This is a genomic window from Veillonella sp. VA139 (genome assembly GCF_003992005.1).
Taxonomy (GTDB): Bacteria; Bacillota; Negativicutes; order Veillonellales; family Veillonellaceae; genus F0422.
In genome coordinates this window covers 86,633-102,338 of record NZ_RQVL01000002.1, presented here as the reverse complement: position 1 = coordinate 102,338, position 15,706 = coordinate 86,633, and the positions used below count along the sequence as shown (strand labels likewise).

Annotated in this window: 11 protein-coding genes; 1 reads left to right on the top strand and 10 read right to left on the bottom strand. The window is 40.7% G+C overall.

The features are described from left to right. From rlmD to EO125_RS01685, 8 genes are all read right to left on the bottom strand, one after another. Positions 1 to 1,392: a 23S rRNA (uracil(1939)-C(5))-methyltransferase RlmD gene (rlmD, locus tag EO125_RS01720; protein WP_127147370.1), complete on the bottom strand. Its 1,392-nt coding sequence runs from the start codon at positions 1,390 to 1,392 to the stop codon at positions 1 to 3. Between the two features lie 499 nt (positions 1,393 to 1,891). After that, positions 1,892 to 2,554 (bottom strand): TerC family protein, encoded by a 663-nt coding sequence (locus EO125_RS01715; protein ID WP_127147369.1) that lies wholly within the window; start codon positions 2,552 to 2,554, stop codon positions 1,892 to 1,894. Positions 2,555 to 2,757: 203 nt separating this feature from the next. After that, positions 2,758 to 3,582 (bottom strand): peptidoglycan-binding protein, encoded by an 825-nt coding sequence (locus EO125_RS01710; RefSeq protein ID WP_240630411.1) that lies wholly within the window; start codon positions 3,580 to 3,582, stop codon positions 2,758 to 2,760. Positions 3,583 to 3,904: 322 nt separating this feature from the next. Beyond that, positions 3,905 to 5,089 carry a Na+/H+ antiporter NhaA gene (gene nhaA, locus EO125_RS01705; protein ID WP_127147368.1) on the bottom strand — a complete coding sequence of 395 codons (1,185 nt, stop codon included), beginning with the start codon at positions 5,087 to 5,089 and terminating at the stop codon, positions 3,905 to 3,907. An 84-nt stretch (positions 5,090 to 5,173) separates the two neighbouring features. Continuing rightward, positions 5,174 to 6,457, bottom strand: coding sequence for a phosphoribosylamine--glycine ligase (gene purD, locus EO125_RS01700; RefSeq protein WP_127147367.1), 1,284 nt, complete (start codon positions 6,455 to 6,457; stop codon positions 5,174 to 5,176). A 20-nt stretch (positions 6,458 to 6,477) separates the two neighbouring features. Then, on the bottom strand, positions 6,478 to 7,101 hold the full coding sequence (gene purN / locus EO125_RS01695; RefSeq protein ID WP_127147366.1) for a phosphoribosylglycinamide formyltransferase: 624 nt from the start codon (positions 7,099 to 7,101) through the stop codon (positions 6,478 to 6,480). Further along, positions 7,094 to 8,155 carry a phosphoribosylformylglycinamidine cyclo-ligase gene (purM, locus tag EO125_RS01690; protein WP_127147365.1) on the bottom strand — a complete coding sequence of 354 codons (1,062 nt, stop codon included), beginning with the start codon at positions 8,153 to 8,155 and terminating at the stop codon, positions 7,094 to 7,096. Before purM ends, purN begins: the two co-directional genes overlap by 8 nt. Further along, the gene (locus EO125_RS01685) at positions 8,142 to 9,701 is read right to left on the bottom strand and encodes an amidophosphoribosyltransferase (RefSeq protein WP_127147364.1); all 1,560 of its coding nucleotides are present in this window, start codon (positions 9,699 to 9,701) and stop codon (positions 8,142 to 8,144) included. The genes purM and EO125_RS01685 overlap by 14 nt, the downstream gene beginning before the upstream one ends. A 232-nt stretch (positions 9,702 to 9,933) precedes the next feature. Here EO125_RS01685 and EO125_RS09790 point away from each other — a divergent pair, with 232 nt between their 5' ends. After that, on the top strand, positions 9,934 to 14,001 hold the full coding sequence (locus tag EO125_RS09790) for a phosphoribosylformylglycinamidine synthase (RefSeq protein ID WP_164726408.1): 4,068 nt from the start codon (positions 9,934 to 9,936) through the stop codon (positions 13,999 to 14,001). 255 nt (positions 14,002 to 14,256) lie between these two features. Here the strand turns inward: EO125_RS09790 and hpf are convergent, their stop codons facing one another. Continuing rightward, positions 14,257 to 14,790, bottom strand: coding sequence for a ribosome hibernation-promoting factor, HPF/YfiA family (gene hpf / locus EO125_RS01675; protein WP_127147363.1), 534 nt, complete (start codon positions 14,788 to 14,790; stop codon positions 14,257 to 14,259). 309 nt (positions 14,791 to 15,099) lie between these two features. Further along, positions 15,100 to 15,297, bottom strand: coding sequence for a cold shock domain-containing protein (locus tag EO125_RS01670; RefSeq protein ID WP_009354004.1), 198 nt, complete (start codon positions 15,295 to 15,297; stop codon positions 15,100 to 15,102). Positions 15,298 to 15,706 lie beyond the last annotated feature (409 nt).

The window sequence follows — 15,706 nt, the reverse complement described above, 5'->3', positions numbered from 1 at the left end:
TTACTGCGTCGCTTCGCTCCTTGTAAGCAACGCCACAGCTTCTGTATGATACGTCTGCGGGAACATATCTACTGGCTGGACTTTCACCAATTGGTAGCCCTGTTTCGTCAATATTTCTATGTCTCGTGCCATGGAGGATGGGTTGCACGACACATAAATGATGCGTTGTGGTCCCATGCCGATGGCTGCGTGTAGCACATCTTCTTTGCAGCCTGCGCGGATAGGGTCAAATACGATGACGTCTGGATTGATACCTTGTTTATACAACCTAGGCATTTCAACGGCTGCGTCGCCTACGATAAATTCTGTATTGTTGTATCCATTGCGGAGTGCATTTTTCTTCGCATCTTCGATGGCAGGTGCCACGATTTCAATGCCGATGACATGCTTTGCTTTGTGCGCCAAAAACAAAGAGATTGTTCCCGTTCCACAATAGGCATCGATCACCGTCTCATGTCCTTTCAATGCTGCAAATTCCAAGGCTGTGTCGTACAATACGGTGGTTTGTTGCGGATTTACTTGAAAGAAAGAATGGGGTGACAACTGAAAGGATAAATCTTTAATATAATCTGTAATTTGGTCTTTTCCATAGATCGTACGATTCGTAGGCCCTAAGATTACATTCGTTTGTTTTGGATTGTGATTCACTACGATAGAGCTTACCTGTGGCAACGCTGTTACGATACGATCTACCAATTCAGATTCATGAGGAATATTCGCTGTACGACTTACGAGGATAACCATCCATTCATCTTTCCCAATACGACCAACGACATGACGAAGAACACCTCTTTCCGTATACTCATCATAAGGTTCGATACCTAATTCATTCATAGCCTCATAGCAAACATTGCGAATCTCATCATTCCCCGCATCTTGGATCGGACAATGCTCGTGATTGATGATGCTATGGGATCCCTTTTGATAAAATCCCATATGAATTTTGTCTACGGTACCTCCTACTGGCATTTGCATTTTATTACGATATCTCCAAGGCTGCTCTGGGCCTATGCAAGGTAAGACCAAATTAGGGTCACATTTAGCAATTCGTTCTATGACAGCTTTTACAGATTCCGTCTTTAGTCGCAATTGCTCTGTATAAGACGCATGTTGTAATTGGCAGCCCCCACAATTACCATATACCTTACATTCTGGGGCCACTCGCTCTGCTGACGGTGTGAGCACCTCTACAATGTCCCCTACGGCATAATTTTTTTTGACTACGGTAATCTTCACTTGTACCGTTTCATTCGGCAATGCATAGGGTACAAATACTGTAAACCCTTCGTATCTGCCTACCCCTTCGCCACTACTGCCGGTGCCGTGAATCTCTATGGTATATGTATGTCCAACGCACACCGGTACTGTCTGTTGTTTCTTCTTCTCACTCATCTATATATCCTTTAATCCAAGTAATTTGTTTCTATCATTATGTTATTATATCATTTTTTATCTGTTCCTAACACGTCTATATATCTCATACTACCTAGTATAATTCCCACACATGCACACCATTTATATCATTAAAGTATGTACCTTAGTCTACGGTCATAGAACCATCTTTCATGCCATTTACTGAAAGTATGACTACTACCTTTTTTACCTAAAAATTCTTTAGACCACTTTAAAATTCAAATAACCAAGTATGTATCTAAGCTCATCAATATTACAGCCAACTCATTTTGTCCTATACCCCTCATTTTGTCCTATAACCCCAATTTTATCATCTTACAACTCTAGCTTGTCTAAAAAAACAAAAGCATATAGCTTCACAATTTGTACATACGTACTATGGAAACTATATGCCTATTTACTATACAATTTTTAAGGAAAGCACTATCTGCATATCCTTTATATCAGATACTCTCACTACACCTAATAAGGTCTGTAGTTATCCTTTCACCAACCGATTGCGAATGAGCGCTGCGCCCAGCACCAATACGACACAACCGATGTGGAATGGCCAGCTATATGGTTCAATGTGCGGTGCTGCCATTGGATCATGTTGGATCATACTAGCAGACACCCAACCTAAGATACCGCCACCTGCGTATAGGATAACCGGAAACTTATCAATCAGTTTTACAAAGATAGTACTCCCCCAAACAATGATTGGCACTGTCACTAGCATACCTGCTACAACGAGACCAAAATGGCCTTCTGCTGCTGCCACAACGCCCAGCACATTATCAATACCCATGACACCATCGGCAATAATGATAGTGGCAATAGCACCCCAGATATTATCTTTTGCTTCAATGTTGTGTTCATTATCCCCATCTTTCAATAATGAATACCCAATCCAAAGTAACATAATCCCACCAACAATGCGTAATGCTGGAATGTTATCTAAGGCTTCAATGAACAAAATGGCCATTACAAGACGTAACATAATTGCACCTGCTGTTCCCCAGAAAATAGCACGCTTGCGCAACGTTTCCGGCAAATTTTTCGCAGCCATGCCGATGACAATGGCATTGTCCCCTGCTAATAATATATCAATAATAATAATTTGTAGAATTGCTAATAACCCTTGTGTTGATATAATATCCACCATTTCCTCCTATATATACTACTTAGAATACATTCAATTATATCATAGAGAACCTATAAAACAAAGGATAGCCGATTCAACTGAACCGACTATCCTTCTAGTATCTTAGAAACTACATCACCGTAGTTTCCTATCTTTTATTTTGTGTAACTACACTTTGCAATTAGATGTTCTTTCTGTTTTACAACAAATCAATACTTCCTCTAATTTAAAATATATACTTTCACCGTACGACGACCAAATTGTATGGCCTCATCATAACTATCCATAGCCACATCGATGCGGTGACCTACAATATCGCCACCAGTATCATCTGCCACAGCATAGCCATACCCTTCTACATACACCTCTGTGCCCAATGGAATCACATTCGGATCTACCGATACATATCCTCGGCGTAATGCATGTCCTCGTGCTGTATAAGAACCTGACTCTTGGCTTGTATAGGCAGTGGCTTCCATATCTATCGTTTTTTTATACGATGATGGCTTACGACTTTTTTTGAAAGTACCATGTTTTGTGCTAGATAACTTAGACCATGTAGTAGCGTCTAAGATCCCGGTTTCAATTAATCCATGATGCCGTTGAAAGCGAAGTAAGGCTTCTTTTGTGCCACTACCAAATACGCCATCAATGGAACCTGGAGAAAATCCACTATCCTCTAATTTACTTTGTAATTCTTCTATTTGTCGACCCCGATCACCAAATCGTGATACCTCGACAGTACGGGTATTTCGAGATGTTTGTTGCCCCTCGAATTGTTTTTGATTCTCTAATAAAGCACGCATTGTTTCTTTGCCTACTCTACCGTCTGGAGTTAACCCGTGTTCTTTCTGAAAGACGAGCACTGCGTATTCTGTATTATTCCCAAACACTCCATCTGCTGTATCAAGCAAATAGCCTTGGGCTACTAACAACGCTTGTAACTCTTCCACCTCTTTACCGCGATCACCTCGTCCAGATGTTGCCAAGGCTGTCGCCATGGTACATACCAAAAGTAGAATCGCTATGAGAGTTATTTTTTTCACGATGTTCACCTCATATCTAAATGCTTATACATTTTACCATTTTTTGGGAGATACGTCAAAAAAACAGGGCTTTTTTAACACTTTAACACCACTTAGTACCCATTTTTATCGTATTTTTCCCACATATGGTATAAATTACTTCCCATAGGAAACACCACCTACTACATATGTACACTAAAAAATGTTAATATTCCTCAATTTCTATAGTAAATATGCATAAAAATAGGTTTGTTATACTAAATTGGCATAATTAAAAAGCTGTAATGAAAGTTTCCTTTCACTACAGCTTAGATAGAGCCTCTACTCTCTATGAAGTATGCAATTAAATATGTTGTCCTTTAATCATATCGTATTCAGAAACAAGGACTTGATGTTTTCGACCAGCAATACGCAATACTATATATCCTAAGATACCAGATACGATAGAGCCTACGAAGATACCCACTTTTGCCATTTCTTGTGCATGTCCTGGTGGAAATGCTAACAAGGATACAAACAAGCTCATGGTAAATCCAATACCGCAACATAAGGCGATACCATATACATGGAGCCAATTTGTTTGAGCTGGCATTTCTACTAATTTAGATTTAACTAGCAGAAAGAGTGTGCCGAAAACTCCTACTTGTTTACCCAATACCAAACCTACTGCTACCCCTAAAACTACTGGATGAACGAAACTATCTAAAGTAAATCCATGGAAGGATACGCCTGCATTGGCAAAACCGAAGATGGGAATGATTAAGTAGGTCACCCAGTTACTCAAGGTGTGTTCCCATTCTGACAAAGGAGATACATGACGTCCATCACGTATACCATGGTATGGAATGAAAGCAGCTAGAATAACACCTGCTAAGGTAGCATGCAATCCAGACTTAAACACACAGAACCAAAGGCCAAATCCTAACGCTAAATACGGAATTGGTCTCGTATAGTTCATACGATTTACGTATTGTAACATGAAGACGATGATTGCGGCTACAAATAAGTAAAAGAAGTTTAACTCCGCTGTATAGAAGAAAGCAATGATGACGATAGCCATCAAGTCATCCATAACAGCCAATGTAGTTAAAAATACTTTCATCGCAATGGGAACTCGATCGCCTAGAAGTGAAACAATACCGATGGCAAAGGCGATATCTGTAGCCGTTGGAATCCCCCAACCATGAATGTATTCTGGATGGTAACCAACGATGAAATAATAAATTAAGGCTGGCATTAAAAGACCAAAGAATGCAGCAATACCAGGCAAAAATCGTTTTGCATTGGTATTCAATTCTCCTGCAATCATTTCTCGTTTTACTTCAAGGCCTACAAATAAAAAGAAGACCGCCATGGCCACATCATTAATCCATAATTCAATGGACAATGGTCCCAATTTAGCATGAAGTAAAGAGTGATACAAACTTTCTACTGGAGAGTTTGCCAATAGCACCCCTACCACCGCAGCTACGAAGAGTAGTATACCCCCTGCTGATGGTGATGTAAAAAAAGATACGATTCGATTCATACAATTACCCCTCTACTATGTAATATATATCATTGAATAAGTAAAATATATCCTTGTTATTATATCATTTTTTACGTTCTTTATCTATCGAAAATTTTCTATATTATGCATGTATACAAAATCCAAACTCGATTCCCCGATGTCCTTACGGTATTGTTGTCCCTCAAAGTCAATCATACCCACACGTTCATAAGCATGTTCCAAGGATTCTTCCAACGTATCTCCCAAGCCTACAACGCTCAACACACGACCGCCTTGTGTTACATAGTGATCTGTTTCATATGCTGTACCAGAGTGAAATACTCTCGACCTAGTATCCATACTGTGTATATCGCCAGTGATGGTTCGACCTATCAATGGATGATGCGGATATCCTTCAGATGCTAAGATAACACATGACGCATATTCTTTGGACCACTCCAAGGTCATCCCCTCTAATCGACCCGTAGCCGTAGCATACATAATATCTCCTAAATCACTCTGTAATAATGGCAATATTACTTGTGTTTCTGGATCTCCAAAGCGGGCATTGAACTCTACTACTTTCGGTCCTCCCTCGGTAAGCATAAGACCTGTGTACAAACACCCTACATAAGGATACCCTTCTTCTGCCATGGCTTTCACGATGGGATTTATTATGGTGTCTACTATGATTTGTTCTAACGCGTCATCCAGTTCTGGCACCGGTGCATAGGCTCCCATACCACCCGTATTAGGACCTTTGTCATGGTCTAACAATCGTTTATGATCTCTTGCCCCTATCATAGGTAATACATGCTTGCCATCCACAAAAGATAATAAGGATAGCTCCTGTCCTTGCATATATTCCTCAATTACAACGCATTCATCGGAATTACTCAGCATCTCTTGCAATACTTGTTCTGCATCTGTGAAAGTCTCACAAATGGTGACACCTTTACCACCGCATAGACCATCCCTCTTTAATACAATCGGTACGCCCCACTGATGAATGATACCTTTTCCTGTTTCTACATCCTGGCAAACCTCATACTTTGCCGTAGGAATCCCATATCGAAGCATTACATCTTTTGCAAACGACTTAGACCCTTCTAATCGAGACGCCTGCTGGGATGGTCCAAATACTGGAATCCCCATGGCTCGGATGGCATCACTAAGTCCCTCCACAAGTGGCAATTCAGGTCCTATAACAACCAATTCAATCTTATATTCTAATAACCAAGCTAGTAAGGTATCTCGGTTCTTCCAATCTAAGTTGACTACAGTGGCTATGGAAGTCATTCCCGCATTACCTGGCACTACATAGACATCTGTTACAGATGGGCTATGATGTAACTTCCAAGCTAATGCGTGTTCACGTCCACCATTGCCAATAATACATACTTTCATAGATACCTCGCAATATTAAACTATCTTATAGTAGCTTCTTTCTTAATGACAACACGAGATTCCACGATTTCCAAGGCATCCTTGCAAAATAAGCGCACCGCCTCTGGGTAGATGCGATGCTCTTCATGCAAGATTCGTGTTGATAAAGTATCCACCGTGTCATCTTCATAAACTGGTACCACCGCCTGCGCAATAATCGGACCCGTATCCATGCCTTCGTCTACAAAATGAATGGTACATCCTGTATATTTTACTCCTTTTACTAAGGCTTGTTTCTGTGCCTCTAAGCCTGTAAAAGCTGGTAATAAGGAGGGATGAATGTTCAAGATGTTTTCTCTATACGCTTGCACAAATGTAGGTGGTAATATACGCATATACCCTGCTAGCAACACGCCATCAACGGTATATGTCACTAGTACATCGAGCATAGCTTGTGACCAATCTTCTTTTTGAGCATACATAGTTGGTTCTATTACATAAACGGGAATCTGCCACGCACGTCCCTTATCCACAATGTCCACATTGGGTCTATCACTCATGATAAGAACGATTTCACCCTCTATATGCCCCCCTTTTATGGCCTTATAGATGGCTTCTCCATTAGATCCTCTGCCACTGCCAAATAAAGCCAATCGTTTACGCATGGAATGCCTCACCAAGAATCGTCACGTCTCCTTGCCCTTCTGTAACAAGTCCAATGGAGTACACTACTTCTCCCTGTTCTTGTAACACTTCTACGACCCGTTCTACTAACTCTGGCTTCACTACTAGCACCATGCCTATACCCATATTGAAAGTATGGTACATTTCTCTCGTTTCCACATGGCCCCATTCTTGTAATAACTTAAAAATAGGTGGTACTGGCCAAGCATCACTATGAATCGTAACAGACAACCCTTTTGGTAATATGCGAGGAATATTGTCGTAGAAAGATCCTCCTGTTATATGAGCCATCCCTTTCACTAACTGTTCTTTCAGTAGCGGTAGAATAGGTTTTACATACAGTTTCGTTGGTGTTAATACTTCTTCTCCAATGGTGCGACCTAACTCGTCTACATAGGTATCCAATGGCATTTGTTGTTTGTCTAATATGATATGGCGCACTAAGGAAAATCCATTGGAGTGTAAACCTGAGGAAGGTAAACCTAGTACCATATCTCCTGCCTCGATAGAGGCTCCCGTAATGCATCGGTCCTTATCTACAATCCCCACTGCAAAGCCAGCTAAATCATAATTGCCATCGCCATAGAAACTAGACATTTCCGATGTTTCTCCACCGATTAAGGCACATCCACAGTCTTCACAAGCCTCACCAATGCCATCGATGATACTTTCAATATGGTCATGTTCCAATTTACCGACAGCAATGTAGTCTAGGAAAAATAAAGGAGTCGCCCCCTGTGCTACCACATCATTCACACTCATAGCCACACAATCTTGACCAATCTGGCGATGCTCATTCATAAGTACCGCAAAGCGAATTTTAGTGCCCACTCCATCTGTACTCGATACAAGAATGGGTTCTTTCATGGTGTACTGTGCCAAAGAATAGAGTCCACTAAAACCGCCTAAAGATCCTAGTACACCCGGTGTATAGGTGCGTTCCACACGGTGTTTAATCTTTTGAATGAGCTGGTTGCCCGCTTCCACATCCACGCCAGCATCTAAATAGGTAACAGGTGTATTATCGACAGACATAAGTACCTCCCTTGATATATTCATCCCCTACAGGACTTGGATACTCTCCCGTAAAACAAGCCACACAAAAATGTGGCGCTTCTAATTGTTTCATAGACTGCACCAATCCTTCATGAGACAAATAATATAAACGATCAACGCCAATGTATTGACGGATTTCTTCTATGGAATATCGATGCGCTAGCAACTCTTCTGCATCGGATGTATCGATTCCAAAATAGCAAGGATATCGGACAGGTTCAGACGTTAAACACAAATAGATTTCTTTCGCTCCCCCTTGTCGTAACATGGAAACGATATATCGACTTGTGGTGCCTCGTACAATTGAATCATCAATGAGAACAATACGCTTTCCTTGTACCACCTCAGGAACAATACTAAACTTGTTACGCACCGCTTCTTCTCGACTAATTTGGTTCGGTTCTATGAAAGTCCGTAATGTCTTCGGATTCCTCACTAATCCTTCCCTATAGAAAATACCAGATTCCTCTGCATATCCCTGAGCAGACAAGGTCCCTGAATTAGGTATGGGCATAACAACATCCGCTTCATATTGTGTTTCTTTTGCCAACTGACGCCCCATAGCTACCCTTGCCTCTGATACACTTTGCCCATCGATAACGCTGGTAGGATCTGCGAAATAAATATATTCAAACACGCAAGTATGTTGTTCTACTACCGCCTGTTGTTCTACGCCTATACTTCCTACATGTACTTGTTTTGTTTTTTCTTTATTTTCTAATCCCTCAGCCCCATCTCGAGAAATACTTCTACTCTGTATACCACCCTCAGTATTTCGGTAGTCCGAAACTTCATATCTTATACTGGAGTGATAGGGTACACTGCGGAAATCTATTCCATCAACAAGAATTATTTCCCCAGGTCTTACATCACGAATAAAAGTCCCCTCTATAGCATCTATAGCACAACTTTCAGAGGCAAGTACATACCCATGCGCCGTACGTCCTACACAAAGAGGCCGGTACCCATGAGGATCTCGTACACCGATTAGCATAGTATTCGTAGCAATCGTTAAGGAAAAAGCCCCTTCTAATCTTCTACAAGTTTGCTGAATAGCACTTAGGAGCGTCGATTCATTGGATCGTTGGATCAAATGGACGATTACTTCTGAATCCATAGTCATCGTAAATATAGCCCCTTGCGATTCCAGTTCACGACGTAACACTAAAGCATTCGTCAAATTTCCATTATGGGCCACTGCGAATGTCCCCCACGGTGATGTTCCTACAAGAGGTTGCACATCACAAGGATTCTCTATACCCGTTGTAGAATACCGTACATGTCCAATTCCTATATTGCCTTCTAAGAAAGAAACATCCTGTAAAGCCTCTTTCACAAGCCCTGGTCCTTTCACCACATCTATCTGTGATTCATGAACAACAGCGATACCAGCCCCCTCTTGTCCTCGGTGCTGTAATGCCACAAGCCCTTCATATATAGTTGTCTCTGCCGGCAAAGAAGAATCATAGAGCCCAAAGACTCCGCATTCTTCATGCCATGTATCTAACACACCATCATATTTCATTATGCCCCCTAGAGTCATACCCTGCTCATATCGTGCACACGGACAGATTATCAAATGTCAAACTATCTCTATTATAACTTGCTACACAGCTATCTTCAATACAAACTCAGGGAATCAACAAAAAACGTGGTATACTTGAGATATAAGAAGTCATATATGGAACGCTAACAAACATACTATAGGATGTAATGAGAATCCCACCACCGTCCTAGTAACCTAAAGGAGGCTATGTATGCACATATTCCGTCTATTTGTCACTCCACGCACTACCATATCACAAGAGTCACAGCAACTACTTGTAACATTTCAACAAGACTTACAAATTCCTCTCACCGACCTCAGAATCTACGAACGATACGACATCTCAGGAATTACAGAATCAGAGTTTAATCGTGCCAAAACTCTTATCTTTTCCGAACCTCCCTTAGAGACGACCTGTACTACATTAAACCTGTCCGCCCTAGACCATCCCATTGCTATTGCACCTATGCTAAGCCAATATGACCAGCGTGCTGATGCTGCAGAGCAATGTCTCTCCATCCTCACTGGTCATGATCATAATACTGTACGTACTGCACGAGTGTATGTATTAACTGGTCCGCTCTCCAAAGTGCATCTAGATACAGCTCGGCAATACCTTTTACAATCTATCGATACTTGTGAAAGTTCCATGGAGTTACCTACAACGCTGGACTTAGAAACACCTGTTGTTCCAGAAACTTCATACATAGAGGAGTTTATCACTCTATCGAAAACAAAATTAGAAGAGCTCCTTCAATCCATGCAATTAGCCATGACCATAGAAGACTTATTTTGTATCCAAACATATTTCCAACAGGAACATCGAAATCCAACCATCACTGAAATTCGTGTATTGGATACCTATTGGTCAGACCATTGTCGTCACACTACGTTCAACACTGAACTAACAGAGATTACCTTTGATGAGTCTGCCCTTACCAAGCCGATTAAAAAAACATATCAAACCTATCTTGAAACAAAACAACAACTGAATCCATCAGCTGATGTAGCACCCACATTAATGGACATTGCCACAATGGCTATGCAAGAACTCCGTCATCAAGGCAAACTAAATCAATTAGATGTGTCGGACGAAATCAATGCGTGCTCTATCGTTGTTCCGGTGCAGGTGGATGGCAAAGAAGAAGAATGGCTGTTATTGTTCAAAAACGAAACCCATAATCATCCTACTGAAATAGAACCTTTCGGTGGTGCTGCCACTTGTTTAGGTGGCTGTATTCGTGATCCACTCAGTGGTCGTGCCTATGTATACCAAGCCATGCGTATCACTGGCTCTGGCAACCCTTTAATCTCAAAAGAGCATACCTTGCCTGGTAAATTACCACAATCCTACATCACAACCACAGCTGCCAAAGGTTTTTCTTCCTACGGCAACCAAATCGGCATTCCCACTGGTGAAGTACGTGAGTATTACCACGACTCCTACCGTGCTAAACGATTAGAGGTAGGTGCCGTCATCGGTGCTGTGCCACGATCTCATGTACATCGTGAAAACCCTGTCCCAGGTGATCTCATTATATTGCTAGGTGGTAAAACTGGCCGTGATGGCTGTGGCGGTGCTACGGGATCTTCTAAAACACATACGAAAGACTCCCTTTACACATGTGGTGCAGAAGTACAAAAAGGAAATCCTGTGACAGAACGAAAGTTACAACGCCTATTCCGTATCCCAGAGGTCACACGATGCATCAAGCGATGCAACGACTTTGGAGCAGGTGGTGTAGCCGTTGCTATTGGAGAACTCGCAGATAGTGTTCACATATATCTAGATGCGATACCTACCAAATATACTGGGCTCACTGGAACAGAGCTAGCTATCTCAGAATCCCAAGAGCGCATGGCTTGCGTTGTTTCCCCATCCCATTGGTATCAATTTCAATCCTATTGTAACAAAGAAAATATAGAGGCCACTGTTGTAGGTAAGGTTACTACTACAGGCCGTCTAACCATGGAGTTGCAAGGGAAGAGTGTTGTTAACCTACATCGCTCATTCTTAGCTACAAATGGAGCTACACAACGTGCTAATGCTCATATTGTATCTCCAAGAGCAAACCACTATCCTTCGTTTGTTACGAATCTATCTTCCCGCCCTGCAACAACCAAAGCTTCCATAGAAACACGCTTTCATCAAGGCTTGCAAGATTTGAATAGTACCTCGCAAGAGGGATTACGAGCTATGTTTGACTCTACCGTAGGTGGAAATACTGTCCTCTTTCCTTTCAGTGGAACCTATCTGAAAACTCCCGTCCAAGGGATGGTGGCAAAACTTCCTGTGTTACAGGGAACTACTACGACTACAAGCATCATGACTCATGGTTTTGATCCCTATCTATCAGAATGGAGTCCCTACCATGGCGCTCAATATGCGGTACTCCTTAGCTTAGCCAAATTAGCCGCTTTAGGAGGAGATATCTCTAAAGCCTATCTAAGTTTTCAAGAATATTTTGAAAAGCTCAACAGTCCTATTTCCTGGGGCAAAGTGGTATCTGCTCTATTGGGGGCCTACGAGGTGCAACGCCAATTAGGTGTGGCCGCTATTGGTGGCAAAGATTCTATGAGCGGTACATTCCAAGAACTCCATGTGCCACCTACTCTCATTTCTTTTGCTGTCACCACCGAGGATATCCATCGCATACTCTCTCCTCACTTTCATGAGGCACACCATCATATCATTTTTTTACATGTACCGGAGCACAGTGATGGAACACCCGATTGGGCAACCTTTAAAGCTCACTGTAAAGCCTTGCGTTCCTACAATATCACGCAACAAGCATATAGTGCGTATGTCGTAGAACAGGATGGCATCGGCCCCGCCACGGTGAAAGCCTGTCTAGGCAATGCCATTGGCTGTGTCTACCACAAAGAAGAATTACAAAGACTACTTATGAGTGTATCTTCTACACATAAAAAACGAGAAACAGAAGGAACAGACATAACTCAGATCTGTGCCAATCCATCAGAGAATCATAGTTCCAATGCATCAAAGAATTATCGCCCCCATACCGCTCTAACTCCTGAAGATATGTTGTTCTACCCCTTCCGTAGTTCCTTCCTCCTAGAGGTGGATACTGTGACAGCTCAGGCATTAAAGGCCTTACCTCACATATACCATATTGGTACTACACAAGAAGCCCCTTCTATTGTGATGGGGGATACGACAATCTCATTAGATGACTTAACCAATTCCTATGAAAGCACCTTAGCATCTATCTTTCCTATTTACGCTGAAGAAAAAATCTTACCCACAGGAAAGCTATCAACTCAAAAGAGGAAAACAAATTTCATAGAACCTCATACAACAAATGAACTACAGAGTACAGAATCTAGTAACTTGTGTAAACAACTTGATGTATCAAATATATTCGGCGATACCAGTAGAATGTGCCTTTCCTCTGCTGACAACAATTTATTACACACTACACAGAGCAAACCATGTAGTAAGTATACCTCTCTATCTCATCCTAAAGTGCTGATTCCTGTATTCCCTGGCACCAATTGTGAATATGAATCTGCACGGGCTTTCACAGAGCACGGTGCCAAGGTAGACACGCTTATCATTCGCAATCGAAGCAGTCAAGAATTGCAAGAATCTATACAAGCCTTACAACGCAGTATAGACAGTGCTCAAATTGTATGTTTCCCTGGTGGTTTTAGTAGCGGTGACGAACCAGCAGGATCTGGCAAATTTATAGCCACCCTGTTTCACAATCCCTACTTACAAGAGTCCCTCGAAAATTTGTTGTACCATCGAGACGGACTAGTCCTTGGTATATGCAATGGATTTCAAGCGCTCATTAAATTAGGTCTTTTACCCACTGGACATATACAAACATTGACTGAAAGTAGTCCCACCTTGACGTACAACGCCATTAGTCGCCATATATCTAGCATGGTTCATACTAAAGTTGTATCTACCGCTTCACCATGGCTAAGTGCCTGCGAAATAGGCGCCATCTACACAGTCCCTATTTCTCATGGAGAAGGTCGTTTCCTTGCTACAACAGAACAAGTAGAAGAACTCTATGCTCGGAAGCAAGTTGCTACACAATATGTAGACCTAGTGGGTAATACTACCCATGATCCGCGATGGAATCCTAATCAATCCATGGGTGCTGTAGAAGGCTTGCTCAGTCCTGATGGTCGTGTATTTGGAAAAATGGCACACGTAGAGCGCATCGGGTACGGGGTCCATAAAAACATAGAAGGGCAACTTGTAATGCCCATCTTTGCATCAGGCGTACACTACTTTACAGGCTAGTACACTCATAGAGTTCTCTCACTTAATAAGCTAAATCTTAAACTATAAAAAGGACTGAATATTTAAATAGCTACTGCTGAGAGCCTTTTATATAAACACCCTCACATTTGACAAAGAGCCTGAAAAACACAAATAGAGGAAGATGGATCAAAGGCATCCATCTTCCTCTATTGTTATATTACTTACCGAAAAAAAGGCTATGACAACATGTAACACACCTATCATAGCCCTTTATATATACTGTATGAATTATGATTAACCCACTTCTGGTTCTAACAAACCATATTTACCATCATGTCGACGATATACAACGTTCATGATTTCAGTATCTTCATTGAAGAACATAAAGAAGTCATGTTCCAATAGATTCATTTGTAAAATTGCTTCCTCTACGCTCATAGGTCGTACGATAAAGTTTTTGCGACGTACTACTTCTAATTCTTTTTCTTCTGGAATTGCTTCCACTGGTGTTACATCTACATGGAATCCCGTTTCTTTACGGAATCGTTTTGCTAACCGTGTTTTATGTTTATGGATTTGACGAACAATTTTATCCACTACTAAATCAATAGCGGCATACATATCTAAATGGTTTTCTACACCACGCAATACTACACTTTCTACAAAGCATGTCACTTCTACTTTACGTTCTTCTTTTTCCACGGATAATACAACTTGCACTGTCACTGGAGTTTCAAAATAACGAGATAACTTTTCTACCCGTTTTTCAATATATTCACGTAACGCTGCTGTCACTTCAAGATTTTTGCCTCGTACTGTTAATTTCATAGTGCTCATCCTTTCTGTATTACCTATAAACAAGTACATATTTATATAATTCTACAAAAATTCTTAAAACCCTTTTTATTTTTCAAAGTTTTTCTTACTGTAATCTCTTTTTTTGTTCTGCTTTTCCTTTGTCACCATGCCTATAAACAATGCCCATCCTACCACTTTACTATTACTAGCACTATGACCGCCTTTGTGAGGTTTTTGTCTGAAATGACAGTAAACCTCGTAGCACTTTACTATTACAAACGCCAATAAAAAAGACTTAGGATCTCCTACTCGGAATATCCTAAGCCTTTCTGTTCAGAATTAAGCTTTATATACGTTAGCCGCTTGAAGACCGCGGTTGCCATCTACGATTTCAAATTCTACTTGTTGTCCTTCCGATAAAGACTTAAAGCCATCTTCTTGGATTGCAGAAAAATGAACAAATACATCGCTGCCATCTTCTCTTTCAATAAATCCATAACCTTTTTCTGCGCTGAACCATTTTACTTTCCCAAGCATGATAATTCCTCCTACCTTTAATACTGCAAGCGATTTAGAGTATCTAAATCTTGCTTTCATGTTATCACTATATATGTATGATGTCAATCAAAATATTATTTTATTTTCAAGTATATGCTATATTGATATAATTCAACGAAATCATTAATCAATTACTGCATTGTATACCTATACTATAGATATTTTGGATATATCCTACATTTTATATATTTATTATCTAATTCAATTTATATTCACATTATGTTTTATTTTTATAAATTTATGCAATTTGTCAGTTATCAAGATTATACTCAATAATTTTATTCAAATCGTTTCATTTACTCTATATGTATATCATTTTAATAATTATTTTTACATACTATCAACTATGAAATATAATAATATTTATTCTTTTTGCATAATTTATTCA

Coding starts and splice junctions, on each gene's coding strand:
- EO125_RS09790 (WP_164726408.1), top strand. CDS start 9,934: ATGCACATATTCCGTCTATTTGTCACTCCACGCACTACCATATCACAA.
- purD (WP_127147367.1), bottom strand. CDS start 6,457: ATGAAAGTATGTATTATTGGCAATGGTGGACGTGAACACGCATTAGCT.
- purN (WP_127147366.1), bottom strand. CDS start 7,101: ATGCGTAAACGATTGGCTTTATTTGGCAGTGGCAGAGGATCTAATGGA.
- EO125_RS01685 (WP_127147364.1), bottom strand. CDS start 9,701: ATGAAATATGATGGTGTGTTAGATACATGGCATGAAGAATGCGGAGTC.
- purM (WP_127147365.1), bottom strand. CDS start 8,155: ATGTCTGTCGATAATACACCTGTTACCTATTTAGATGCTGGCGTGGAT.
- hpf (WP_127147363.1), bottom strand. CDS start 14,790: ATGAAATTAACAGTACGAGGCAAAAATCTTGAAGTGACAGCAGCGTTA.
- nhaA (WP_127147368.1), bottom strand. CDS start 5,089: ATGAATCGAATCGTATCTTTTTTTACATCACCATCAGCAGGGGGTATA.
- rlmD (WP_127147370.1), bottom strand. CDS start 1,392: ATGAGTGAGAAGAAGAAACAACAGACAGTACCGGTGTGCGTTGGACAT.
- EO125_RS01670 (WP_009354004.1), bottom strand. CDS start 15,297: ATGCTTGGGAAAGTAAAATGGTTCAGCGCAGAAAAAGGTTATGGATTT.